Source organism: Lachnospira sp. (assembly GCF_016290755.1).
In the GTDB taxonomy this organism is placed as follows: Bacteria; Bacillota; Clostridia; order Lachnospirales; family Lachnospiraceae; genus Lachnospira; species Lachnospira multipara.
In genome coordinates, this window is the sequence record NZ_JAEEVD010000011.1 from 14,326 (window position 1) to 39,490 (window position 25,165).

The 25,165-nt window shown below is 35.6% G+C and carries 22 protein-coding genes; 3 read left to right on the forward strand and 19 right to left on the reverse strand.

Annotated elements, in window-relative coordinates; translation table 11 throughout:
- Positions 1–22 precede the first annotated feature (22 nt).
- The 11 genes from nth to QVA17_RS04605 all read right to left on the reverse strand — a co-directional run bounded on the left by nth (position 23) and on the right by QVA17_RS04605 (position 12,275).
- Positions 23–661 (reverse strand): endonuclease III, encoded by a 639-nt coding sequence (gene nth / locus QVA17_RS04555; RefSeq protein ID WP_287386762.1) that lies wholly within the window; start codon positions 659–661, stop codon positions 23–25.
- A complete protein-coding gene (gene trmD / locus QVA17_RS04560; protein WP_074521691.1) occupies positions 661–1,371 on the reverse strand; it encodes a tRNA (guanosine(37)-N1)-methyltransferase TrmD in 711 nt (236 codons plus the stop codon). The genes nth and trmD overlap by 1 nt, the downstream gene beginning before the upstream one ends.
- Before the next feature lie 138 nt (positions 1,372–1,509).
- Positions 1,510–2,382 carry a GDSL-type esterase/lipase family protein gene (locus QVA17_RS04565; protein WP_287386764.1) on the reverse strand — a complete coding sequence of 291 codons (873 nt, stop codon included), beginning with the start codon at positions 2,380–2,382 and terminating at the stop codon, positions 1,510–1,512.
- 130 nt (positions 2,383–2,512) lie between these two features.
- Positions 2,513–4,627 carry a glycoside hydrolase family 13 protein gene (locus QVA17_RS04570; protein ID WP_287386766.1) on the reverse strand — a complete coding sequence of 705 codons (2,115 nt, stop codon included), beginning with the start codon at positions 4,625–4,627 and terminating at the stop codon, positions 2,513–2,515.
- 499 nt (positions 4,628–5,126) lie between these two features.
- Positions 5,127–6,473 (reverse strand): magnesium transporter, encoded by a 1,347-nt coding sequence (gene mgtE / locus QVA17_RS04575; protein ID WP_242826353.1) that lies wholly within the window; start codon positions 6,471–6,473, stop codon positions 5,127–5,129.
- Positions 6,474–6,841: 368 nt separating this feature from the next.
- Positions 6,842–8,686 (reverse strand): ATP-dependent zinc metalloprotease FtsH, encoded by a 1,845-nt coding sequence (gene ftsH, locus QVA17_RS04580; protein ID WP_287386768.1) that lies wholly within the window; start codon positions 8,684–8,686, stop codon positions 6,842–6,844.
- 70 nt (positions 8,687–8,756) lie between these two features.
- Positions 8,757–9,290 (reverse strand): hypoxanthine phosphoribosyltransferase, encoded by a 534-nt coding sequence (gene hpt, locus QVA17_RS04585; RefSeq protein WP_027430953.1) that lies wholly within the window; start codon positions 9,288–9,290, stop codon positions 8,757–8,759.
- A 144-nt stretch (positions 9,291–9,434) separates the two neighbouring features.
- Positions 9,435–11,012: a tRNA lysidine(34) synthetase TilS gene (gene tilS / locus QVA17_RS04590; RefSeq protein ID WP_287386770.1), complete on the reverse strand. Its 1,578-nt coding sequence runs from the start codon at positions 11,010–11,012 to the stop codon at positions 9,435–9,437.
- Entirely contained in the window at positions 10,984–11,310 is a 327-nt protein-coding gene (locus tag QVA17_RS04595; RefSeq protein WP_103952301.1) for a septum formation initiator family protein, read from the reverse strand. The genes tilS and QVA17_RS04595 overlap by 29 nt, the downstream gene beginning before the upstream one ends.
- 27 nt (positions 11,311–11,337) lie before the next feature.
- Positions 11,338–11,577 carry an RNA-binding S4 domain-containing protein gene (locus tag QVA17_RS04600; RefSeq protein WP_027430955.1) on the reverse strand — a complete coding sequence of 80 codons (240 nt, stop codon included), beginning with the start codon at positions 11,575–11,577 and terminating at the stop codon, positions 11,338–11,340.
- A gap of 101 nt (positions 11,578–11,678) precedes the next feature.
- Entirely contained in the window at positions 11,679–12,275 is a 597-nt protein-coding gene (locus QVA17_RS04605) for a cytidylate kinase-like family protein (protein ID WP_287386772.1), read from the reverse strand.
- Between the two features lie 205 nt (positions 12,276–12,480).
- On the opposite strand from QVA17_RS04605, the gene QVA17_RS04610 reads away from it, so the two are divergent.
- Entirely contained in the window at positions 12,481–13,722 is a 1,242-nt protein-coding gene (locus QVA17_RS04610; RefSeq protein ID WP_027430957.1) for an NAD(P)-dependent oxidoreductase, read from the forward strand.
- 842 nt (positions 13,723–14,564) lie between these two features.
- On the opposite strand, the gene QVA17_RS04615 is transcribed toward QVA17_RS04610, so the two are convergent.
- The 3 genes from QVA17_RS04615 to QVA17_RS04625 all read right to left on the reverse strand — a co-directional run bounded on the left by QVA17_RS04615 (position 14,565) and on the right by QVA17_RS04625 (position 17,739).
- Positions 14,565–15,647: a hypothetical protein gene (locus QVA17_RS04615; RefSeq protein ID WP_287386773.1), complete on the reverse strand. Its 1,083-nt coding sequence runs from the start codon at positions 15,645–15,647 to the stop codon at positions 14,565–14,567.
- Positions 15,648–15,665: 18 nt separating this feature from the next.
- Positions 15,666–17,135, reverse strand: a complete 1,470-nt coding sequence (locus QVA17_RS04620) for a phosphodiester glycosidase family protein (protein WP_287386774.1) — start codon at positions 17,133–17,135, stop codon at positions 15,666–15,668.
- Positions 17,136–17,514: 379 nt separating this feature from the next.
- Entirely contained in the window at positions 17,515–17,739 is a 225-nt protein-coding gene (locus tag QVA17_RS04625; RefSeq protein ID WP_287386775.1) for a hypothetical protein, read from the reverse strand.
- Between the two features lie 400 nt (positions 17,740–18,139).
- Between QVA17_RS04625 and QVA17_RS04630 the strand changes: the two genes are divergently transcribed.
- Together QVA17_RS04630 and QVA17_RS04635 are read left to right on the forward strand one after the other, a co-directional pair.
- Positions 18,140–19,168: a branched-chain amino acid aminotransferase gene (locus QVA17_RS04630; RefSeq protein ID WP_034245584.1), complete on the forward strand. Its 1,029-nt coding sequence runs from the start codon at positions 18,140–18,142 to the stop codon at positions 19,166–19,168.
- 201 nt (positions 19,169–19,369) lie between these two features.
- A complete protein-coding gene (locus tag QVA17_RS04635) occupies positions 19,370–20,704 on the forward strand; it encodes an MATE family efflux transporter (protein WP_287386778.1) in 1,335 nt (444 codons plus the stop codon).
- 224 nt (positions 20,705–20,928) lie between these two features.
- Here the strand turns inward: QVA17_RS04635 and QVA17_RS04640 are convergent, their stop codons facing one another.
- The 5 genes from QVA17_RS04640 to QVA17_RS04660 form a co-directional block, all read right to left on the reverse strand.
- A complete protein-coding gene (locus QVA17_RS04640; protein ID WP_287386780.1) occupies positions 20,929–21,603 on the reverse strand; it encodes an ABC-2 transporter permease in 675 nt (224 codons plus the stop codon).
- Entirely contained in the window at positions 21,593–22,327 is a 735-nt protein-coding gene (locus QVA17_RS04645; RefSeq protein WP_287386781.1) for an ABC transporter ATP-binding protein, read from the reverse strand. Before QVA17_RS04645 ends, QVA17_RS04640 begins: the two co-directional genes overlap by 11 nt.
- Before the next feature lie 198 nt (positions 22,328–22,525).
- Positions 22,526–23,278 (reverse strand): sensor histidine kinase, encoded by a 753-nt coding sequence (locus QVA17_RS04650; protein ID WP_287386783.1) that lies wholly within the window; start codon positions 23,276–23,278, stop codon positions 22,526–22,528.
- Positions 23,268–24,002: a LytR/AlgR family response regulator transcription factor gene (locus QVA17_RS04655; protein WP_287386785.1), complete on the reverse strand. Its 735-nt coding sequence runs from the start codon at positions 24,000–24,002 to the stop codon at positions 23,268–23,270. The genes QVA17_RS04650 and QVA17_RS04655 overlap by 11 nt, the downstream gene beginning before the upstream one ends.
- Before the next feature lie 134 nt (positions 24,003–24,136).
- Positions 24,137–25,111 carry an aldolase catalytic domain-containing protein gene (locus tag QVA17_RS04660; protein ID WP_287386787.1) on the reverse strand — a complete coding sequence of 325 codons (975 nt, stop codon included), beginning with the start codon at positions 25,109–25,111 and terminating at the stop codon, positions 24,137–24,139.
- Positions 25,112–25,165: the final 54 nt, after the last annotated feature.

Consider the following 25,165-nt stretch of genomic DNA (forward strand, 5'->3'; position numbering starts at 1 on the left):
CTCCTTACAAATATATTCCCACTCATGAAAGCTTCTTATCCTTTGACTTACAAATATCCTTTAGAAAACACTTATCGCAAAGGGGCTTTCTTGCCACACAAATCTCCCTACCAAAAGTAATAATCTGGATGTTATATAAAATCCAATGGTCCTTTGGCAGAACCTTCATAAGCTCAAACTCAATCTTTTCAGGGTCCGTTTCCTTAGTAAATCCAAGTCTATTAGAAATCCTCTTTACATGAGTATCCACCACAATACTTGGATCATTGAAAATGTTACCCCTTATGACATTGGCTGTCTTTCTTCCAACTCCTGCAAGACTAGTTAAGTCCTCTAGCTTGCTTGGCACCTCGCCATTATATTTCTCCAACAAAATCTTAGCTGTGGCAATAATGTTCTTTGCCTTATTGTGATAAAAGCCAACGGAATGGATATCCTTTTCAAGCTCCTTTAAGTCAGCCTTTGCAAAATCAGAAACTGTCTTATATTTCTTAAAAAGCTCCTTAGTAACTAAATTGACGCGCTCGTCTGTACACTGAGCCGACATCATAGTAGCCACTAATAACTCCCAAGGGCTGTTGTAATTTAAACTAACCCTAAAATCCCTTCCATAATGCTCATCTAAAAGAGCTAAAATCTCCTTGGTCCTTTTAGTCGCCATTAATTTTTCCTTTCTTCTGGATGATCTTTTAAGTACGCCTCATAAAGATCTGGTCTAAAGCGCTTTGTCCTCTCTAAAGACTTCTCATGTCTCCATTCATCGATTTTGGCATGATGTCCTGAAAGTAATACCTCCGGCACCTTTTTGCCTCTAAATTCCACAGGACGTGTGTACTGAGGGTATTCTAATAAGCCATCAGAAAAGCTCTCAGTTTCAGCGGAAACATCGTTATTAAGGACTCCCGGCACAAGTCTTGAGATAGAATCAATAACTACCATAGCCGCAAGCTCACCACCTGTAAGCACATAGTCTCCAATAGAGATATAGTCTGTAACTATCTCCTCTAGGGCTCTCTCATCAATACCCTCGTAGTGTCCACAAAGAATCACTAATTCCTCTTCCTGTGCTAATTCCTTAGCCTTTGCCTGTGAAAATGTTTCTCCCTGGGGAGTCATATAAACCACCCTTGGCTTTGTTCCCTTAGTGACAATATTTTCATAACACTCCACAACAGGACCCGGCTGCATTACCATTCCGGCTCCACCACCATAAGGATAGTCATCCACCTTAAGGTGCTTGTCGTGAGTATAGTCTCTTATATCCACCGCATTAACTGAGAGGATACCTTTATCTATTGCTCTGCCTGTAATACTAGTATTAAGGGCATCCATAATCATCTGGGGAAATAATGTTAAAACATGAAATTTCATAAATTCCTCCGTATCTAAACTTAGTTAGAGCTTAGTCCAACTGATTAAAAATGCTAAAGCCCTCGCACACCAAGAACTTTAGCATCAATTTCTAAATATTATCAAGTATTCATCGGAATCTTTTCACCGATTAGTTTATTACTGTAAACATTCTGCAAGCTTATTAAGTAAGAATGGATAGTAGTCAGGCTTAAGTTCATAACCTGCATTAGTCATATCTGATGATAAATGACCTGTTGAATCCTTAAAGGCATCTGCAATATTAACGAATGTATAACCGTTAGAGCTTGCACCTTCGCTTAATAAATTGTTATATGTATCAATATCTGCCTGATTAGCATTATGAGCATCATCATATGTCTGACTAATTGGTGTTACTGAAAGCACCACAATACTAGCACTTGGTAACTTCTCTTTAAGTGATGCTACTAACTGAAGCATATACTGATATGCATCATTAGAAGATCTTGTACCATAGTTGAAATCATTAAGACCAACCATTACATAAACAACACTTGGATTAATAGCTGCAACTGAGTCAACAAAACCTGTTGCCTTATCTGTTGTCATATTAGCATCTGTTACTACATTAGTTGATGCTGCGTATCCATAATGGCTAATACCACTAATTACTGAGTCTCCAAGGAATGCTGCATTCTCATAGAAAGCACTTGATGTATAAGACTCACTTGTTGCTGTTGCTGATACTGAATAGCTATTACCAGTTGTTGCTGCTGCAGTTGTTTCTGTCTCAGACTCTGTTTCAGCCTCTGTCTGTGCTTGTGTTTCTGTTACAATTTCTGTAGTTGCCTCTGCAACTGCTGTAGTCTCTTTATTGTTTGTAGACTTAACTGACTTTTTAGTTAATACACTTGTAAATACAATTGCAAGTACAACAACTAGAATCGCCAAACCCCCACCTATAATATACTTCTTAAACTTGTTCCAAGTTCTCATCTTACGGTTAATCTTAATCTTAGCTTTACCCCCGTTGTTATTATCCGTAGCCATTATAAAAAATCCTCGCACTTCTTCTTATTTCGGTTAGGTTAAGTTAATAATATCTTAGGGCCTAACGATGACATTTGCCTAAAAAAACAAATGGTAGTGAATTAGATTTTGTCCAATTCACTACCCTATTTTACCACCTTAAGCGTCTTAATACAACTGCTGATGTCTTTCTAAGTCCAATATCTAGCCATCCGTTCTTTAAATGATATCCTAGCTTATCGGTACTATATCCATTTTCAAAAGTAACCATTATCTGTTCCACGTCATCATCATATGAGAAGCCAGCCTCTACTAAGGATATTCTAACTCTTCTTTCATCCTCGCTGTTATTAATAATAACCACTGCTGAATCTTCCCTTGTAAACCTTGCATAGGATAAAATGTTATGCTCAGAGTAAAGTGGCTTATAAGAGCCCGTTCTAAACACCTGATTTTCATTATGCATCTTAATAATATCCCTATGAAAAGCTATTAATTCCTTATCTTCACTTCCCCATGGATAAGTTCTTCTATTATCTGGATCTGTAAATCCACAAACTCCTGCCTCATCACCATAGTAAATAGTCGGTGCTCCCGGCCATGTAAACTGCATTACCACCGCTTCTTTAAATACGGCTTTGTTTACATTTTCAGAAGCCTTCTCAGGACCAAGGCTAGCAGTTCTACCTACCATTCTATTAGTTCTTGTAAGGAATCTAGAATGGTCGTGGTTTGAAAGCTCATTCATGGAAATCATGTAGCTTTGATGGCCCATTCTAGCCATGTTATGTCTCATTGCCCCAAAGAAATAATCAGGATTTCCCACAGAATCTGCCCTAAACTCATCACTGTGCTTTTCCATACCCGTTAAAAACCAAGTAATAGGCTCCATAAAGGCATCGTAGTTCATAATGGTATCCCACTGATCTCCCTGCAACCAGTCATAAGAATCGCCATAATTTTCAGCCAAAATAATGGCATTAGGATTAGCCTTCTTAACCACCTTTCTAAACTTTCGCCAAAACTCGTGATTATAATCAGCGCTATGTCCTAAGTCTGCTGCAACGTCAAGTCGCCATCCATCAACATTGTAGGGTGGTGAAACCCATTTTTTACCAATATTTAAAATGTATTCCTCTAGCTTCTTTGACTCTTCGTAATTTAGTGTTGGCAAAGTATCATGGCCCCACCAACCGTCGTAAGAATCATTATCTGGCCACTGATTACTATAAAACTTAAAGAAAGAATTATAAGGACTTTCTGCAGCCTCGTAGGCACCCGTTTCATATTTTGTATTAGAAGAGCTATATAAATGCTCTCTATCTAGCCACTTATTAAAGGAACCGCAGTGATTAAACACGCCATCAATAATGACCTTCATACCTCGCTTATGAACTTCCTTCATAAACTTTGCGAAAAACTCGTTACTAGCATCAAGGTTTTTCATATTAGTAACTCTATCAATAAAACGTGTGGCATGGGTGTTATCTTGATCTTCCTTATCAAGTAACTCACCCTTGTCAGACACAATAACTCCAAAGTGTGGATCAATATGATCGTAATCCTGTATATCGTATTTGTGATTAGATGGCGATACAAATATAGGATTAAGATAAATAACCTCAATCCCCAAGGACTCTAAATAATCGAGCTTATCAAGCACCCCTTGTAAATCGCCGCCATAAAACTCCCTAACGCCCATGGCTGCAGGATATTTTCCCCAGTCCTTTACAGAAGTAACATGCTCTCCTATATAGCTATATTCGTCATCTAATACATCATTAGATTCATCTCCATTGTAAAATCTATCCACGTAGATTTGGTACATAACTGCACCCTTCGCCCATGCAGGTGTTTTGAAACCTGGTGAAATTTGGAAATTATAATAAGGATTCAAATCTTTTGTTGCCCCGATTTGATTGTAATACCCGATTGCCTTACCAATTTCTACCTTAAAATAATAAAAGACCCTGTCATTTCCAACCTTTATCTTAGCCTCGTAATAATCAAATACAATGTCTGATTCTACTCTGTTCATGACATATTCCACATTATTAGCAACTAAGATTGCCCTATCAACATTAAACCTTCCTGTTCTTAGGCGAATAGCCACCTCGTCCCCAGGCATTGGCTCTTCCGGCCTTCTATAATCTTTAGTTCCATCAGAAAATAAGTACTTAGTGTGTAGTGTAGGCTTTACACCGCACATAAATACAGCTTTCTTCTCCCAATCTGCTAGGTTTTCAAATGTTCTCATTAACCTCATAGGACACTTCTCCCCTTAGCTATATCTTTAAAATAATTTTATATCGTATAGTTGATTTTTTCAAGTTAAATCTAGGAATAATATGATAAATATATCGAATTTCAATCATAAACGCTCATTTAGAATATTAGAATAAAAAGAAAAAAGACGTGCCATAGCACGTCTCCTTACGTTCCCATTTCCTCTGAATAAATAAATCTGGGGGGATCGATTTATTCACGAGAAGGTATTTCACTTATTATGGGGTGTAGCAAAAAATATATAATGTATTGGGGGTTTTTACAGTTATTATAATAGCAAATCAGCAATCGAAAGTGTTACCAAACATACCAAAAAAATTAAGATTTTTTTGGTAGTTATGCATAACTGTATCATGTATACAGAATACAATCCGTGATTTTTTGGCTATTTCAATCAAATTTGAATGACTATTTTTTAACAAACCATCAAAAAAGTAAGGCTAGGTAAAAAACCTAGCCAAACTTTACACAATTAGTTTTTATATTCTTAATAAGAATGCTGCTGTATTTAAATAAATTAGTAAACTACCTGCATCTACAATAGTTGTAATAACTGGTGAAGCCATAACAGCTGGGTCAAGCTTTAACTTAGCTGCAATTAAAGGTAGGATTCCACCTACTGACTTAGCCATAACTACTGTACAGAATAAGGCGATACCAATTGTAATACCAACTAAATACTGACCTGGATACATAATCCAGATTCTAGCCACATCAAATACTGCCAAGAAGAAACCACAAATAACCGCTACTCTAGCCTCTTTCCACCAAACTCTATACCAATCCTTTGGTCTAATCTCTCCCATAGCAAGAGAACGAATAATAAGAGTAGATGCCTGACCACCGGCATTTCCGCCTGTATCAGTTAGCATTGGAATAAAGGAAATAAGAATTGGCATTGCAGTAAAGGCCTCCTGCCAACTAGCAAGTATTCCGCCACTAATCATATCTGTAATCATAAGCACCATAAGCCAAACAATTCTATTCTTAGCTAGCTTAATTACTGGTGTCTTAAGATAAGGTGTCTCTGATGGCACCATGGCACCCATTCGCTCAATATCTTCAGTTGTCTCTTCTGTCATGACATCCATTGCATCATCGTAGGTAATAATACCTACTAATCTGTTCTCACTATCTACAACAGGCAAAGCAAGGAAGTCATACTTAGAAATTATCTTTGCAGCCTCTTCCTGATCTTCATCCGTTGTAACAAAGATTACATTTTTAGACATAATCTCAGAAATCTTCTTATCAAGTTCTGAAACTAAAAGAGTCTTAACAGTTACTACACCCTCAAGAACTCTCTTGGCATCCATAACATAGCAAGTATAAATAGTCTCACTATCCTGACCATTTTCCCTAATATAGTCAATGGCCTCTCTTACAGTCATGTCCTCTTTTAAGCCAATAAACTCAGGGGTCATAACACTAGCTGCTGAGTCCTTTTTATACTGCATAAACTGATTGATCGTATTTCTCATGTTAGGATCTGCTGTCTTTAGCACACGCTCTACAACTGTAGCCGGCATCTCCTCTAACATATCTACCGCATCATCTACTGCTAAATCATTGATAATACTATAAAGTTCCTGGTCTGTCATGGTCACCACAAGGTGGTGCTTCATGTCTGTGTTAAATTCAGTGAATACATCTGCTGCCAAATCCTTTGGTAACATTCTAAAAACAACAGCTGCTTCTTCAGCTGGTGCCTCTTCAATAAAATTTGCTACATCCACTTCATTCATTTCTAGCAATTCTTTGCGCACATTAAGATACTCACGATTCTCTAATAGAGTCGTAAGTAGAACATTTTTCTCATTCATCATAAGTTCATATTAACGCCTGTGAACTAGTAGGAAAGCTTATGATTCTGCTCCGTATTAAATTAAAAGTATGAATAAACTCGATAGATTAATTCGATTCGACAGAATAACTTCTTAGAAAATATATATAAATGAGGAAGACTTCACACAAGAAATACATTTTCCAAAAAATAAATTCTGCAATGGAACAGAATCATCCATACTTCGTCCTGGAATATCGTTCATGCGTTTATCCTCCTTTCATAATAGACATAAATTTACATTACCCATAACAGTATAGCGAAATTTTTAATTCTTGACAAGTTTTGTGAAAAAAAGGACCGGCCTCTTTACGAAACCGATCCTAATTAATCTTAATAAAAATGTATCTCTTACTCTGTTACTGTGCTATCCTCATCAAATAAAGCTTCGAATTCTTGTCTTGAAATCTTCTCTTTCTCAAGAAGAAGATTAGCTGACTTTTCTAAGACATCTTTATTCTCAAGAATAATCTTTCTAGCCCTATCATAACATTCAGAAACAATTCTCTTAACTTCTTCATCAATTGTAGCTGCAATAGCTTCGCCATAAGGTCTTGTATGAGCTAAATCTCTACCAATAAATACCTCATCATTATCAGTATCGTAATTAATTGTACCAAGCTTTTCTGAAAAACCATACTTTGTAACCATTGCTCTAGCTGTTTGAGTTGCCTGCTTAATATCCTGTGAAGCGCCTGTTGTAATATCATCAAAGACAAGCTCTTCTGCAACTCTACCACCTAAGCTAACAATAATGTCTTGTAACATCTTGCCCTTAGTATTAAACATTTCATCCTTCTCAGGAAGAGGCATTGTATAACCTGCTGCCCCCTGACCGGTAGGAATAATTGACACTGAATGAACAGGACCAACATCTGGTAATACGTGGAAAAGAATAGCATGACCTGATTCATGATAAGCTGTAATCTTCTTCTCCTTCTCAGAGATAATCTTACTCTTCTTCTCAACACCTATACCCACCTTAATAAAGGCATATTTAACATCTTCATTACTAATATATCTTCTCTGATTCTTAGCTGCATTAATTGCCGCCTCATTAAGAAGATTCTCAAGATCTGCGCCTGTAAAACCTGCTGTAGTTCTTGATAAACTATCTAAATCTACATCATCGCCAAGTGGCTTCTTACTAGCATGTACATTTAAGATTTCAAGTCTACCTTTAACATCAGGTCTACCAACTACAACCTTTCTATCAAAACGACCAGGTCTTAAAATAGCTGGATCTAAGATATCTACTCTGTTAGTAGCAGCTACTACAATAATACCTTCGTTTACACCGAAACCATCCATCTCAACAAGTAACTGATTTAGAGTCTGCTCACGTTCATCGTGGCCACCACCCATACCAGTACCTCTACGTCTAGCAACGGCATCAATTTCATCAATAAATACTATACAAGGAGAATTCTTCTTAGCCTCTTCAAAAAGATCACGTACTCTAGATGCACCAACACCTACGAACATTTCTACGAAATCTGAACCTGAAATACTAAAGAATGGAACCCCTGCCTCGCCTGCAACGGCCTTAGCAAGTAAAGTCTTACCTGTTCCCGGAGGGCCTGTCAAAATAACACCCTTTGGAATACGCGCTCCTAAGTTAGTATATTTTGTAGGATCCTTTAGGAAATCTACGATTTCCTCTAATTCTTCCTTCTCTTCATGAAGACCAGCTACATCCTCGAATTTAATCTGATTATCTTCGTTATTAATTAGCTTAGCCCTACTCTTACCAAAGTTCATCATCTTAGAACCGCCACCGCCTGCGTTGGCCTGTCTTGTCATGAACATTAAGATAATAACAATTACCACAATGCTAAGTACAAATGGAAGAATTGTTGTTACCCACACACTAACTCTTGTTACATCTTTTAGAGTATATTCTATATCGTTATCCTCAAGAACTGACTCTACTTCTGTTACATCTGATACATTAAGTTTCTTCGTAGTATCATCATTAAGTGTAATAGTAATTACACCTGTTGGTACCTCTGAATTTTGCTTAATGTCTACGGAGGTTATATTCTCATTTTTGATGTCTTTTTTGAAATCGCTGTAAGTATAATCCGCTGACTGGTTACCTATTAAATAAACTGCGAACCAAATAAGAGCAATAACAATAATGACAAATAAGTAAACACCCATTCCGCCAAACCTGTTGTCCTTCTTTGACTCCATCCCAAGCCTCCTTATATAGTTTTTTCTTCCCCTAATAATCTATCTAGATTACTCTATAAGTAATTAGGTATTAGTTCTCATCCATATGTAAAACGCCGATAAATGGAAGGTTTCTATACTTCTGATCGTAATCTAAACCGTATCCAACAACGAATTCATCTGGAATGTTGAAACCATTATATTTAACATTAACTTCAACTTCTCTTCTCTCTGGCTTATCAAGTAATGTACATACCTCTAAGCTAGCAGGCTTTCTCTCTTCTAAAAGAGGGATTAACTTTGATAAAGTGTTACCTGAATCAATAATATCTTCAATAATAATTACATCCTTGCCTTCAATGCTCTCATCAAGATCCTTCTTAATCTTAACTGTACCGCTTGATGTTGTGCCACTGCCGTAGCTTGAAGCCTGAATAAAATCTATAATTACTGGAACATGGATTCTCTTAGCGAGTTCGCAAGTAAAGAAGATGCTTCCCTTAAGAATGCAAATAAGTGTAACCTCCTTACCTTCGTAATCCTCGTTAATCTTCTCGCCTAATTCGTTAATTCTCTTAGCTAATTCATCCTCAGAAATTAGTACGCTAATTGAATGGTTATCCATAATATTACCTCCAAAATTAAATCTTCCTAATCTTTATAATATAAGTTATTTATTATAAGATAAAATTTAATTATAGTGCCATAATCTTAGTCGTCAAGCCAACTTATTACAACTTTAAAGTAGTGAAGTTCTGTTCAATAAAAATTACAATAGAAATTCGACTATAAGAACCTTTTTTGTTGTGTCACTAACTAATGCAGATTCGGATCTTCTTACGCCAAATGCCCATAAACACTCATTATCCTGACAAACTAATAGACAAGATTTTCTAAAATCCCTATCAATCTTTCTATTAATTAACTCATTCTTTAACTTATGAGAATGTCCAAGTTCATCCACCACAAGAAAGTCTCCTGCTTCTCTATAGCGTATTACTATTGTTGACTTAATTTTATCATAATCAAAACATTTAGCATAGTCACTGTTATAGTCTTTTATTGAAATTTTATTATCAACTAGTCTTAATCTAAGGCCCCTTATCTTAATAATTTTTCCTTTGTAAAATGCATCAAAATCCCTTTCAATTAAAAGCTCATTTTCCATGTCCGTTTTTTTCAAAGCTTCCAAATCGATTTCTAGTTTTAATTTTTCCGGATTATCTTCTATATTTATATTCTGACTTTCTTCTATATTTACTGTATGTCTTTTTTCTACAAAAATATAATCATAGCCTTTTCTTGCCACAAGACCGTAGGGAAGGCTTACTTCCTTACCAGTTTCTAAGCTCACTAATTTATAAACGTCTTTTACATTTATCTCATATATGTCTTTTTTAGCAGCTGCTGCCAAAGATAAAACCCTATATATAAGCTCATTTGCAATAAATCTATCAAGGCAAGCTAACTCTTTTAAATTTATCTTATAGACCTCGCCCTCTACTAAGACTGCTTTTGAAAATGCATCACTTGTGACATTTTCAATAAAATCCTCCATTAACTGCATACGGCTAGCCATATTAGAGAGGTTCTCTACAAAATTACTATTTACATTTTTTTCAAAACTTGGGATTATAACATTTCTTATAGAATTCCTAGTGTAGTCATTGTTAAAATTCGTCTCATCCACTACATAGGAAAGAGAATTCTCTCTTATATATTCCTCAATCTCCGACCTTTTAAGGCAAAGAAGCGGTCTAATAATTCTGTCCCTTACAGGCTTAATGCCCCTAAGGCCCTTAAGATTTGTGCCCCTTGCCATGTTCATAAGAATAGTCTCTGCCTGATCGTTTTGGTGATGGGCAACAGCGATTCTTGTAGGCTTATTGAAGTTTTCTAATTTACTAGCTATTTTAGCTGCTGTTTTAGTAGTTGTTTTAGTGGTCGCCCCAATCTTTTCATCTAGTTCTTTTGCAAGCTCTTCAAAGATTTCATAACGCTTTAATCTGCCTGCCTCTTCCACTGTAAGGCCTAATTCCTTTGCAATTCCGATGCAATCAATTCTTTTTACCACTAAATCGATTGTCTTATTTTTACAAAAATCTCTTACAAAATTTTCGTCCCTTGTGGCATTTTCTCGAATCCCATGATTTACATGGACCGCCAGCAAATGAATGTCTAGATTATTATCTTTAATAAAGCTATCTAGAATAGAAATTAAGCAAATAGAATCAGCGCCCCCTGATAGTCCCACTATCAAGTTGGCGCTCTCTAGCATATTATTCTCATTTATAAAATCATATACTCTCTTAACTCTATTATTCATCGGCCTTAAAAATAATTTCATCTGGACAGATTAATCCAAACTTATTCTTTGCAATCTCCTCTACAAATTTCTTTGATTGAATGTATTCTTGATAGTCCTCTAAGTCACTGGCTCTCTGAGTTTCTTCATCCACCTGTGATTGAACCTCATTGATTTGTGATTCAAGTTCTCTGTTCTTGGCATTTAAATTCATTTGATTATTTATAAGTAGTAAAGCAAACATTGCAAGAACCGCCACAGCTGCTCCAAGTGCTAATTTTGTAGACCAACGCTGGCGCTTTCTTCTTCTTTCCTTTTCTCTCCTTGATTCCCTAACCATAATTTCTCCTATTTTTTCAAACCCAATCTATAAATACTCAAACATTTCCTTAGCTTCTTCTTTCTTGACTACATCCTTTACGTCTGTAACCCTAGCTTTAACGTTCTTATTACCAAACTGGATGTCAATAATATCGCCTACCTTAACATCATAAGAAGCCTTGGCAACTTTTCCATTTATTGTAACTCGACCTGCATCGCAAGCGTCATTTGCTACTGTTCGTCTCTTTATTAATCTAGATACTTTTAAATACTTATCTAATCTCATTTTTTTACCTCTTATTAAATATTTTTCTCTTTTAGTCTCCTACCATTATATAAATTTTAAGAAATTAAGTAAAGGGTAGAAGCTTCCTTAATTCTAAACTCTTAGAATTTTGATCTGCCATATCTTAGCATTAGATAGTCTATAATGTAATCCACACTCTTATCTATACCTAGCTTTGAGCTGTTTAGACAAAGGTCATAACGCTTAGCATTTCCCCAGCTGTTGCGCAGCTGACTGTTGTGAAATCTCTTTCTATTGCTATCATGCCTGCTTATCTTTTCCTTAGCCGTCTCTAAGTCCACCTTATATTTTGACATAATTCTTTCAATTCTTGCATGCTTGTCACCTGTTATGAAAATGGTAATCACATTTTCACGGCCCTTTAGCACCTGATCACCTAGTCTGCCTACAATTACAAAGCTAACCCCGCTGTCTGCCATCTCTGTAATATAGTCAAACTGCAGTTCATTTACCACAGCCCCAACGCTATCCATAACAATATCCGACTCCCTAGTAAAAAGTCTCTTCCTTTTATACTTGTCGGCGGCGTTTTTGTCCACTTTTATGCTAGTTACCAGCTTGTCTAACATTTTCCTATCTAAAAATGAAATACCAAGCCTCCTTGATAACTTCTCCCCGATTTCATGACCGCCAGAACCATACTGTCTGCCAATGCATATAATAATTTGTTTATCCATTAAAAATCACCCCAAAATTTAAAATTTGGCATTTTTCACGTGTCATTATTCATAGTTACATTTTACATCTTTTCATAACAATTTGAAAGAAAAGATTGTTAATATTTTAATTTATTGTATTTCTCTTTTCTAATTTAATAAAAAATGATATGATTTTTAACATAAGAAAGACAAGCGCGAGAAAGCGCAGAAAGAGGGAGAAGTTATGGCATTACACGTAATGGATGAAGCTAACCGTTGCTTGCAGTGTAAAGTACCACAGTGTCAGAAAGGTTGTCCAATTCACACAGACATCCCAACTGCCATTAGACTTTTAAAGGAAAACAAGTTAGACGAAGCTGGAAAAATGCTTTTCGAGAACAATCCTTTAACAACTGTATGTAGCTTGGTTTGTAATCATGAAAAACAATGTGAAGGACACTGCGTTCTAGGTAGAAAAGGTGCACCTGTACATTTCTCAACAATAGAAAATTACATTTCAACAACATACGCAAACAAAATGGTTGCCGGCCCAAAGCCATCAAATGGCATGAGAGTTGCAATCATAGGTTCAGGTCCTGCAGGTATTACAATTGCTATTATTTTAGCAAGATACGGTTATAAAGTAACTATTTTTGAAGGCAAAGATAAGATCGGTGGCGTACTACGTTACGGCATCCCAGAATTCAGACTTCCAAAGTCAGTAATCGATGACCTTGAATACCGTCACCTAGAATTAAAAGGCATTCAGGTAAGACCAAACACAAGAATCGGTGGAGCTATTGGCATCGACGATTTATTCCGCGATGGCTACAAGGCAATATTCATCGGAACTGGCGTATGGCAGCCAAACTCACTTCATATTAAAGGTGAGACCTTTGGAAATGTACACTTTGGTATCAACTACCTAAACAACCCAGATAGCTATAAGCTAGGCAAGAAGGTAATCGTAATCGGTGCCGGAAATGCAGCTATGGATGTGGCTAGAACAGCCATCCGTAAAGGTGTACAAGACCTTACTTGTGTATCAATCACTAAGGAAGTTGCAGCTAGCCAGTATGAATTCTCATACGCACAGCTAGAAGGCGTAAAATTCCTCTACAACCTAAAGCCAGTTGAAATCAAAGACGACGGCATCATTTTAAGAGAAGTAGAAGAAGCAGAAGATGGCACATTAACAGATATTGAAGGCACTGATAAGTTCTATGATGCAGACAGCATCATCGTATCCATCAGCCAAGGCCCACAGAATACCATTGTTAATACAACAAAAGGCTTAAATGCAACAGCAAGAGGCTTACTCGATGCAGACGAAACAGGCCACACAAGTAGACCTGGAATCTTTGCATCCGGCGACGTTGTAAACGGCGCAAGAACAGTAGTAGAAGCCGTAGCACATTCAAAAGTCGTAGCAGAATCAATGCATCAGTATATGCAGTCATTAAGCGAAGAAGAAAAAGAAGCTTAAAGAAAGATTTTGGATAAAAGAAAAAGTAATAAGAAATTTAAGAATAAAAAATACCGACTATCATAATTAGAAGAAACTCTAGATTGAGAAAACTCTAAAGATGAAGTCGGTATTTTTTATGCAAATTTGCAAAATGCAATATGTCCATTTTCTTCAAAAACAAAAAACAGCAAACAGCGCAGCGCATTTGCGTCCGGGGCGCGATACACAGCCAAACAACGAAGTGCATTTGGCGTCCGTCCCTCCAACACTTCCGGCATCGCTCCCCAGCCAAACAGCAAAGCGCATTTGGCGTCCCTCCTCCAACACTTCCGGAAATACTCCCCAGCCAAACAGCAAAGCGCATTTGGCGTCCCTCTCCACCACTTCCGGCATCGCTCCCCAGCCAAACAGCAAAGTGCATTTGGCGTCCCTCTCTCCCAACGCACCCTCCCGGAAATACTCCCCAGCCAAACAGCATCGCGCATTTGGCGTCCGTCTCTCCCCTCCCCCGGTAGTCATACACTGCCGGAGGGGGTGCCCGCCGAGGGGGCCTCGGCGGGGGAATGTGAATCGGGGGATGAAATCCCTTAATCGTTACGCTCCCCTGGGGGCCCATTTATAACCGCATAGGGGGGAGGGGGAGAGGCCCCGAAGAAAACCATTGAGCGCCAGTCAGCACTCGCTCCTTAAAAGGGGGGGAAGCCCCTTTTAAGAAGCGAAGTACTGTTACTAGGCGCTCTGAGCGAAAGCGTGTTTTCTGAGGGCGCGCTCTCCCCTCCCCCAAAACACTGCATTAAAAAAGGGGCCCCCTCGGACCCCAACAAAGAAGGGATTTCATCCCCCCTTCACATTCCACCACTTCAACGCCCCAACTTAAAGTCCACTACATACCAACTTCCACTCTTCTTCACCCAAATAATCTTCAAGGTTGTAGGATACTCCCTTACATCCCCGCTATTTGTCACAACAGAAGCTGTTACACTGGCCTCCACGCTAAAGCAATCCTCTGTGTACTGCTGATAATTGCTTGTTTCAATCTCGCCATAATCAATACTCTTAGGTGTACCATTCCAAGCAATAGCCACAGCAGAATTTGAAAAAAGTTTTCTAGCATTACTAGCAGAAAGCGTATAATTCTGAACTTTGCTCACCTGCTTTGTATTAATTACATAGTCTACATATTCGTAAATATAATCACGCACTCTTTGATCTACAGAATTTATAAAATCCTCACTACAATCAAAAGAATACTCATAGGCAACGATTTTCTCATCCTCTGTTTCCGTTGCCTCTACTGACAATTCATTTCCACTAACACCAACAACCTTCACATCTAAATCACCATAGATGTTATCAAGCTTATAGCTCTTATAAGTAGGTGTCTCAATATAATCTACAACATACTCTAAATCCACAACTTCTTCATCATTAGAGCTTACGTAATCATCAGATAATTCAATGCCATTAACAAAAACTGCAGCATTGTTTGGCGCCTTAATTGTTACAGTTCTTGTTTTATTAAGCTCCGTATTAAAACTTGCTAGGCTATAGTTTGACATTTTAAAAATTCCCTGCTTGCCATCCTTATTTAGGCTAAGGCTGCCCACCTTGTCTCCATCCTTTATTAAAATGTAACAAGGCTCCTCATCTGTACTGTCATTTCTATTCTTAGTGTAGCTCCACTCTCCACTAAGCTCGGACTTTAAATACTCCTTAACAGAGTCCATATTTTCAAACTCAGTAACCTGAATGTCTAAATATGTTAGTAAGTCGTCGATGTCCGATTTATTCAATTTTTCAACTATCTCCTCGACCTTATACTCTGGTCTAGACTTCTCATAATTGTCTAAGTAAAACCATAGAACTCCTAAGCCGGCTAGAATTAAAACAAGCGAGCAAGTAACTACGATTCCATAGACCTTCCAGAAGACTCCCTTCTTCATAATTTTCCTCCCCAAATTCTACTTAACAATAATTGCTGTTGGTATAAGTCTTGAGCCTGTAAGCGGTGCAGTACTATTTACATATTCTCCATTATAGTAAAGAGTTGTTGAGCTACCGCCATCAAGGTTATAAGCATTTACAGCGCCGTATTCTAACATTACGTCAATGATATCTGCAAATGTAGCACCAATACTGTTAATCTGTCTACCATCAATTACAAGTAGCAAAACCGTTCCATCGGCGCACTGGCCTATTGCGGTTCTTGGATTGATTCCACTACCTGTTCCATAAACTGTTGTTGCCACGCCATTTACTATTAAAGTTGGGCCGTAACAACAGCAATCTCTAATTCCTCTATCAATTGCCTGCTGACCTGTCATACTACCTACAACTAAGACATTGTTACTATCAAAGCCTGCAATATCGTAAGTTTTATCAAGTTCACCAGCTAATAATTCCCCATTTGAAATAACAAGACCTATTGGTGTGCCGCCATTTCCCATACCATTAGTATCTTCAAAGCCACCGCCGTTTACACCTGCGACTGCCCCGTATCTTTCAACAATTGCATCTACGTGTAAGCCGTAGCCGCCAAATGTACCACAAGTTCCTACCATAACTCTTGAAGGATCCTTTATCTTTAAAAGATAACCATTATAAGAGCCACCATTAATTTCAACTAATTCGATACCATCTTCGTCAGTTGTAGTGCCTGTGTTTTCTGTGTCTACATTTTCAGAAGTCACATTTATTAAAGATGAGTCTGTAACCTCATCTGTTAGTTCGATGGAATTTTGTGACTGAATTTCATCAATTACTTCTGCTGAAACAAAAGTTGTAGCTAGAAACTTTCCTGCACTAGTTTCAAGTACAGAATTTACAAAAAGGTTTCTGGCTGCCTTCGATGGGCCATGCTCAATTATAAGTACTAGACCTAAAAGGGCTAGAACAATGATAATCACAGCCGTTAGAATACAAAGAGCAATCCTTCCAAAGATTTTCTTTGCCCCAAGTTTTTTCTTATCAGGTAAATTTTTTTCAGACTTCTTTTTACTTTTTATGTCATCAAAAAAATTATCCGTCAAATCTTCTTCAGAATCATCATCTACAAGAATATCCTGCTCTTCTTTAATCTCTTCTTTAATCTCTTCTTTAATTTCTTCATTTAAGTTATAATCCTTGGCATTTAAATCCCTTGGATCTAAATCCTCGATTTCAATAATCTCAACCTTGTCATTAGGCTGAAGGCTTTTGACATCTTTACTCTGACTCGATAAGTCCTCAAGCTTAGATAAATCCTTAGGAGTCTCCTCCTTGATTTCCTTAGCTTCCTTAGCATTCTTTTTAGCTATAAAATCCTCATCTGCTGCCACATCTCTTTTTCTCCACTCCGGAGAATAACCCCAAATTTTCTTCTCATTCTCAAGAATTTCTTCCTTTGAGAGCTCGATTAAATCAATCTCCACATTTTTCTTTCTTTTTAACATCCTCTACCTCTTTTTCTGCTGCAAAAGCTGCAGTCTTCCAACAACTAAATAATTTCCCCATAGTTATTGAACGCAGTGTAAGCAATCCCCCGCTTCAAAAGCGTAAGCTTTACTATTGTGCCACGTTATTTTTAGTATGCCTAGATAGTTTCCATCCCTAAAAACTACTAGTAAATATTTTTCTATAACTCTTCTAATAAAAATATTACTCTATTATATACGAATATTCAAGTGAAAAAAGGGATTATACTAGTAATTTCTACTAATATAATCCCGAGATCTTTAGATGCCTTGTCTGATTTTTTCAAAGCTCCCTAATTAGATTGTATTTAGAGTCCTATCGACCCTGCGGATACATTACCCGTCCCACACTAAAAGCTTACTCTCCTAAAACTGCTTTAGCTTTGTCGTATGAATCTACATGAATGTAGATATCACATTTACTTGATTTACTGTTATTCATAAATTTGAGAAGACCACCATGTAAATTCCACTTCTCAAAATATGAAATGTTATTTCTTCTAAGAACACGCTCAATCTGCTTGCTCTCTTCTAAAGAAACATCAGCCTTAAGTAAACGTTCTGTAGTCATCATCTCTGCCACTTAAAACACCTCAATTCTTATTGCCCCAAATTTTATCCATCACGGATGTTTTTTATGCTAGACCACTGCCTACCACAAAACCCCTTCTAACTAAACTTATTATAACACAAACTATTTTTTAAAATCCACTTTAGTTTCTAATATTTTTCATATATACAGTATACAAAGTTAGACAGAAAAACTGTAAAATATTAAGAGAGAGTTTCCTCTATTTTCTTTTTTAATGTATAGCTACACATTTTCCTTACAGATATTAACTGAGTTCTTTGAGTTGTATGACAAGTTTTGTAAGTTGTATGACATTTATATTGACATAAGTTATTTATAAGAGTTAAAATATCATAAAACACATAGATTATTTTACTTATTGTGTCTATATTTGGGAAAGGAAGTACTTTTTATGGCAGAGAAAAAAGATATTGATTGGGCCAATATTGGTTTTGGTTACATGAAGACAGATGCAAGATATGTAACTAATTTTAAAAATGGAGCATGGGACGAAGGATGCATCACAGATGATGATAAGGTTGTTTTAAGCGAATGTGCTGGCGTATTACAGTATGCTCAGACATGTTTTGAGGGTCTTAAGGCTTATACAACTAAGGATGGTCACATCGTTACATTTAGACCTGACCTCAATGCTAGTAGATTAAATGATTCATGTGAGAGACTTGAAATGCCTACATTACCAGAGGGTAGATTCTTAGAGGCACTTGATAAGCTCGTTCTTGCAAACAAGGAATGGGTTCCACCTTACGGTTCAGGCGCAACTCTCTACATTAGACCATATATGTTTGGTACAAATCCTGTTATCGGCGTTAAGCCAGCAGATGAATACCAGTTTAGAATGTTTGCAACTCCAGTAGGACCTTACTTTAAGGGTGGCGCTAAGCCTATCGTTATTAAGGTTTCTGATTTTGATAGAGCAGCTCCTCACGGAACAGGAAATATCAAGGCTGGTCTTAACTACGCCATGAGCCTTTACCCTATCGTTAAAGCTCACGAAGAAGGTTTTGCTGAAAATATGTACCTTGACGCAGCAACTAGAACTAACGTTGAGGAAACAGGTGGTGCAAACTTCTTATTCGTAACTAAGGACGGAAAGGTGGTTACACCTAAGTCAGATAGTATCTTACCTTCAATCACTAGACGTTCACTTGTATATGTTGCTAGAGAAATCTTAGGTTTAGAGGTTGAAGAAAGAGTTGTACCATTTGAAGAAGTTAAGGACTTTGCTGAATGTGGTCTTTGCGGTACTGCTGCAGTTATCTCACCAGTTGGTAAGATTAACGATCACGGCAAGGAAATCTGCTTCCCAAGCGGTATGGAGGAAATGGGTCCTGTAACTAAGAAGTTATATGAGACATTACTTGGAATTCAGCAGGGAACAATTGAAGCTCCTGAGGGTTGGATTCATACAATTTGCTAAAATCCTATTCTTAAATAATATCAAAGAGATGACAGTAGTTTTACTGTCATCTTTTTATTTACCTAGATTATAAGTCTACATTTTCATTTCTATAAAATCTGTAATATCAAGGAAAGAAAAAAATTTTCTTTATTGCTTTAAATTTGACTTAGGTCTACAATACAATTCGTTTCATGTAAATTTTTTAGATCGGAGTTTTTTATGATATTTTCCAATAAGGACTTAAAGAAACTTATTATCCCTTTAATGGGTGAACAAGTTCTTTCTTTAACAGTTGGTTTTGTGGATCAGCTCATGGTTTCACAGGCAGGTGAAGCTGCGGTTGCTGGTGTCGCATTAGTAGATAATATTAACCGACTTATTATTCAGATTATGGCTGCCCTTGCAACAGGTGGTGCCGTAATTTGTAGCCAATATATTGGTGCAGGTAATGAGAAGCGAACAAAGAAGGCTGCAGGTCAGCTAGAAACAGTACTTCTTGTATTTGCCCTAATTATGATGGGAATTTCCGTTATATTTGCAAGACCGGTTTTATCAGGAATCTTTGGTAATACTGAAGCTGCTATTATGAACTTTGCGGTTCTTTACTTTACAGTTACAGCTATTTCCTATCCTTTCCTTGGTATTTACAACGCCGGAGCTGCCATATTTAGAAGTGTAGGAAATTCAAAGATTAGTTTATACATAAGCTTAGTTATGAACATTGTAAACATTGTCGGTAATGCTATATTTGTTCTAAGCTTTAAATGGGGTGTCTTTGGTGTTGCCCTATCTACTCTTTTAAGTAGAGTTGTTGGTAGTGCCATTATGAGCTACTTCATTATGCGAGAGAAGTCACCAATTAGACTTAATAAGCTTGCTGACTACCTTCCAAACTTCTCACTTATTAAGAAGATTCTCTTTATAGGTATTCCATCTGGTATTGAAAATGGAATGTTCCAGATTGGTAAGCTTATGGTTGTCCGCATGGTTACAACCCTTGGACAGGCAGCAATTGCTGCTAACTCAGTTAGTTACACCATAATCGACTTTGCTAATATCCCAGCAAGTTCCATGGGACTCGCCCTTATTACAGTAGTCGGTCAGTGTATTGGTGCTGGTAGAAAAGATGAAGCCAAGCACTATGTTAAAAAGATACTTCTTTGGGCTTACATTGGAGATTGGATTTGTAATATCACCCTCTTCTTCTTAGGTCATTACATTCCAACTTGGTTTAACTTATCTCCTGAGGCTGTGGATATTGCCACTGTGGTACTTAGAGCCTTTAATATTACATCTCTATTTATCTGGCCATTATCATTTACAATGCCAAATGCCCTTAGAGCCGCAGGTGATGTGCATTACACCATGATTGTAAGCATCCTATCAATGTGGATATTCAGAGTCGGTAGTAGTTACATTTTCGGACTAATCCTTGGCTTTGGCGTACTTGGTGTATGGATTGGTATGTTTATTGACTGGGGCTGCCGTTCCCTATTCTTTGGAATTAGATTCCTAAACGGCAAATGGATACAAAAAGAAGCTTTGACAAATTAAATTTATCCAGGTTATAAGTTAACATTTGCTTACTTTCATTCCTATATAAAATTTATAGTAAATGAGGTGACTCACAAAAATTAAATTTAAAATTTAACTTTTGTGGTCACCTCATTTCATGTTTAATCTCTTATTTCTTTTTACTGTTTCTAATATAATACGATATTAGTAAAACGCATAAAAACGCCAAAATAAATATAATAAACCTCATAAATCTCTTACTCCTAAAATTCTTTATTATCAAATATATAAAAGCTAACATTTATAGATAATAATTCAGCTATAAGCAGTGAAGCTATTGCAAGTAAACTCATTTTAATCGACATGTTAAATAAACTCATTAGATTAAAATTTCTTACATCAATAACGTTAGGCAAATATGAAGCAATAAAAGGAATAACAATTATTAAAACAGTTATTATATATTTAGCCTTATCGTATCCAAATTTAAAACTGATTGGAATAAGGACCGCTCTAATTAAAACAGCACTAATCAAGCCCATTACAAACAGATTCCAATCTAATTTAATCAAATTACTTTTAAACAATAAGCTAGATAAGCCATATATTAGGCAATAACTAAAATATACTATGTAATCAAAGAAATAACTTGATACAACAATTTCTTTGCGACTATAAGGTGTTGTACATAAATATGCCAATCCTTTACTAGAATTTTCTTCAATCAATGCCAAAGAATTAGCTAAAAAAAGCACTATAACATTTTCAACAATCAAAAAAATCGCACTTCCAAAAAAATCTTTAAATTCTGTTGGAATCTCTGTTTTAGCTATTAAAATACCTGGTGCTAAAAATGCAATAACTGCCGAAATATAAATATACTTGCGAATTAACATATAATTTTTTCTAGTCAATAAAAATATATTCTTAATCTTCATTCCATTCTCCCTTTACTTGATAAAGCATAATATCCTCAATACCAGCATTTTCATTTTTAAGTATTTTTCTATATTTTTCTTCTATATTCTTCTTTGTATCTTCAAATATAATCTTGCCATTATTAATAAATATTATATCATCTGCCACTTTCTCTAAATCACTAATTATGTGCGTTGAAAAAAATATACTACATTTTTCTTTAGCAACTATTTCTTTTAGAAATTCCATTAACTGTGCTCTAGCCAATGGATCTAGTCCACTTGTTGGTTCGTCCATTATTATTAATTCCGCATTATGGGCTAGAGCTAAGGCAATAGAAAATTTCATCTTCATTCCCTTAGATAAGGTTTTTAATTTCTGATTATTATTAAGTTTAAACTTTAAAATTAGTTTTTTATACTTATCTTCATCCCAATTACTATAAGATGCAGCAACTATTTTTTTCATTTCTTCTAATTTCAATGTTTCATAAAAATATCCATCATCTAATACTACTGCCAATCTATTCTTTGTATCTTTTGATAATTTTTTTCCAAAAAATTCTATTTTATCATTGTCGCTTTTTATCAAAGATAAGATTGACTTAATTGTAGTAGATTTTCCTGAACCATTAGTTCCTATAAACCCCACTATATGTCCTTTTTTTATTTTAAAAGATACCTTATCCAAGCAGAAATCATTATATTTTTTTGATAGGTTAGAAACTTCTAAAACTGTGTCCATATGTCCTCCTTAGCATTAAAGTAAATCATAAAAATAGTCATCTTCAATCTCATTTCATATATATTGTCTTCATTGACATAGAAAAATATAACACGCCAAAACTTTCCCCTTAAAAATTTTTCATAAACGACATATATTTATCACAAACAACCTAATTAGATGTACTATCAATAAAAAAGAGCCTGATAAACTCAGGCTCTATAATAATAACTCTGTATAAAAATACTTTTCTTTAACCGAATAGCTAATTTTACCATTATACTTTTTTACAATTTCTTCTACATTTTTCAATCCATATCCATGTCTTTTTTTATCATTTTTACTTGTTTTTAGTTTAGTCACTTTTTCTATGTTATGAGTAATTCCGCAAGAATTTTTTTGTTTAAAATAAAACTTACTATCTATTTGTTCCATCGAAATAATTATTTTTCTATTATTTACGTCCAATTTTTCGCAAGCCTCAATAGCATTTAATAATAGATTATAAATGCAAATAGCTATATCAAAATTTTTCTCATGATTAATAATATCTATATTAAAATCTAATTTAAATTCTATTTTATCCTCGTCTAGGCGGTTAGTAAAATCATTTATTATAGCATTTATAACTGAGTTAGATGTCTTACCCTTAGATTCCATACTTGTATTATTCTTGATTTTATTTATATAGTTATTTGCTTCTTCTATGTCTTTTTTATTCAATAAATCTTCTAGAATAATAAGGTGAGCATTTAAATCATGTCTAAATTTTCTAACATCTTCATCTCTCTTTATAACCAGATTCAAATACTCTTCTTGCTTTTTTAAAAGATAATTATATTCTTCTTTTTCTTTAGTGAGTATTTTGTTTTTTCTTCTAATATTGCGAAAACTTGTCAAAACAAACATAAATGCTAAAACGAAAGCCATTATATTAATAATCATCTCAAAAAAATTTCCATTAAATATCATGTCTAAGCCTCATACTTTCTAGTATAAAATCTTCATAAGATTCCTTAAATTTTTTCTTATATAATCTGCCAATAGTAAGTTTTTCATTTATAGGGCTCACGATTACTACGTTTCCTTCAACCTTAGCATACATTAGATTGACCATGTAAGATTTATGTATTCTACAAATATGGTAATCTAATAATTTCTTTTCCCAATCTCCAATCTTACCAGATATTATAAAACTACCTTTTGCCGTAAATAATTTTATATAACTTCCTTCAGCCTCTATATAATAAAGCTCACTAAGTTTTACATATGTGGAATCATCATTTTCTTTGAACTTAATCAGAAAATCTTTCCTAAGCTCTGACAAAACTATTTTTATATACTTTGCAATTTCCTCTTCTACAATCGGTTTTCTACAAAAGCCTAAAGTCTTCATACTAAAACTATTCCAAACTTCTTCCTCATAAGAAGATACAAAAACAATTCGCCATACTTTATTACTATGTAAAACTTTATTCATTATTTCTATACCATTCATACCAGAAAGCTGTATATCTAAGAATAATAAATCAATAGTTTCCCCTTTATATTCTAACAATTCTTCTCCGCTGTGCATTAATAGGCATTCATAATTATCATATTTTTCTTCTAAATAACTATCTATAGCAAACTTTATTTGTTGTATAAAATAATCCTCATCATCACAAATTCCAATATATAATTTTTTTCTTTCCATAAAACTAGTTTCCTCTATATATTTTTAATAATTATACACAAAACGCAGATAAATAAAAAGTTTTAAAGCAAAAAAGACTGCAATATGCAGTCTTTTTTGTTTGGTTATATAAAGTATGAAATAGTGAAAATATCTTATTCGTAGGCTGTTACCTCTGTATAAAACTTAGAGTAATCAGTTCTCTTCTCAGCTGTAAAAGCAATAGCTGCTCTAGGATGCTGATTGGCCTGTCCTGTAATAATATATTGAATATCAGAGCCCCATGTAACACCACTCTTTTTAAGTGGAACCATGTGTGTCTCAATAAATTTGAAAATATTAGCAATCTTATACTTAGGATTTCTAAGGAATCCAAGTAATAATTCTGTACAGCAGTTACCAGCGCCTCTTCCCATACCATTAACAGTTGCATCTAAGTAGCTAATACCGATGCTTGCTGTCTGAATAGTGTTAGCAAAAGCAAGCTGCTGATTATTGTGAGCATGAATACCAATTGCCTTGTTGTACTTTTCCCCAACTGCTAAGTACTTCTCAGCTAATCTGCACATCTGCTCTGGGAATAATGAACCGTAGCTATCAACTAAGTAAATTACATTAGCTGAGCTCTTACCTAAAAGTTCAAGAGCTAAATCAAGTTCTGTCTCAGAAGCTGTTGAAATAGCCATAATGTTTACAGTTACTTCATAACCCTTCTTAGCAAAGTCCTCAATCATCTCAATAGCTGCTGGTATCTGGTAGATATAAGTAGCGACTCTTATGAGATCAACCACGCTCTCTGACTTTGGTGGGATATCATTAAGATCAGTTCTACCTACATCTGCCATAACTGCGATCTTAAGATCTGTATTATTCTCGCCAACAATAGCGCGAATATCTTCTTCATTACAAAACTTCCACTTACCGAAGTCCTTTGGATCAAAAACCTCTTTAGAAGCCTTATAACCAAATTCCATATAATCTATTCCAGCTGCTACATTTGTCTTATATAAATCACGGACGAAGTCATCTGAGAACTCAAAATTATTAACGAGTCCTCCATCACGTAATGTACAGTCAACTACTTTAATGTCTGGTCTAAACGACGTTAAATCACCTTTTTGTTCCAACATTTCACTTTCCTCCTAATAAGAATCCTTATGAAAATGCATCACATCTCACATTTA

Bases quoted from the DNA above. Each gene is read 5' to 3' on its own strand.
- QVA17_RS04605 (WP_287386772.1), bottom strand. From the start codon at position 12,275: ATGGATAAACAAATTATTATATGCATTGGCAGACAGTATGGTTCTGGC.
- QVA17_RS04570 (WP_287386766.1), bottom strand. From the start codon at position 4,627: ATGAGGTTAATGAGAACATTTGAAAACCTAGCAGATTGGGAGAAGAAA.
- QVA17_RS04635 (WP_287386778.1), top strand. From the start codon at position 19,370: ATGATATTTTCCAATAAGGACTTAAAGAAACTTATTATCCCTTTAATG.
- QVA17_RS04630 (WP_034245584.1), top strand. From the start codon at position 18,140: ATGGCAGAGAAAAAAGATATTGATTGGGCCAATATTGGTTTTGGTTAC.
- QVA17_RS04645 (WP_287386781.1), bottom strand. From the start codon at position 22,327: ATGGACACAGTTTTAGAAGTTTCTAACCTATCAAAAAAATATAATGAT.
- QVA17_RS04610 (WP_027430957.1), top strand. From the start codon at position 12,481: ATGGCATTACACGTAATGGATGAAGCTAACCGTTGCTTGCAGTGTAAA.
- mgtE (WP_242826353.1), bottom strand. From the start codon at position 6,473: ATGATGAATGAGAAAAATGTTCTACTTACGACTCTATTAGAGAATCGT.
- QVA17_RS04650 (WP_287386783.1), bottom strand. From the start codon at position 23,278: ATGATATTTAATGGAAATTTTTTTGAGATGATTATTAATATAATGGCT.
- QVA17_RS04620 (WP_287386774.1), bottom strand. From the start codon at position 17,135: ATGTTAAAAAGAAAGAAAAATGTGGAGATTGATTTAATCGAGCTCTCA.
- QVA17_RS04640 (WP_287386780.1), bottom strand. From the start codon at position 21,603: ATGAAGATTAAGAATATATTTTTATTGACTAGAAAAAATTATATGTTA.
- QVA17_RS04595 (WP_103952301.1), bottom strand. From the start codon at position 11,310: ATGGTTAGGGAATCAAGGAGAGAAAAGGAAAGAAGAAGAAAGCGCCAG.
- QVA17_RS04660 (WP_287386787.1), bottom strand. From the start codon at position 25,111: ATGTTGGAACAAAAAGGTGATTTAACGTCGTTTAGACCAGACATTAAA.
- QVA17_RS04615 (WP_287386773.1), bottom strand. From the start codon at position 15,647: ATGAAGAAGGGAGTCTTCTGGAAGGTCTATGGAATCGTAGTTACTTGC.
- nth (WP_287386762.1), bottom strand. From the start codon at position 661: ATGGCGACTAAAAGGACCAAGGAGATTTTAGCTCTTTTAGATGAGCAT.
- QVA17_RS04565 (WP_287386764.1), bottom strand. From the start codon at position 2,382: ATGGCTACGGATAATAACAACGGGGGTAAAGCTAAGATTAAGATTAAC.
- QVA17_RS04600 (WP_027430955.1), bottom strand. From the start codon at position 11,577: ATGAGATTAGATAAGTATTTAAAAGTATCTAGATTAATAAAGAGACGA.
- trmD (WP_074521691.1), bottom strand. From the start codon at position 1,371: ATGAAATTTCATGTTTTAACATTATTTCCCCAGATGATTATGGATGCC.
- tilS (WP_287386770.1), bottom strand. From the start codon at position 11,012: ATGAAATTATTTTTAAGGCCGATGAATAATAGAGTTAAGAGAGTATAT.
- ftsH (WP_287386768.1), bottom strand. From the start codon at position 8,686: ATGGAGTCAAAGAAGGACAACAGGTTTGGCGGAATGGGTGTTTACTTA.
- hpt (WP_027430953.1), bottom strand. From the start codon at position 9,290: ATGGATAACCATTCAATTAGCGTACTAATTTCTGAGGATGAATTAGCT.
- QVA17_RS04655 (WP_287386785.1), bottom strand. From the start codon at position 24,002: ATGGAAAGAAAAAAATTATATATTGGAATTTGTGATGATGAGGATTAT.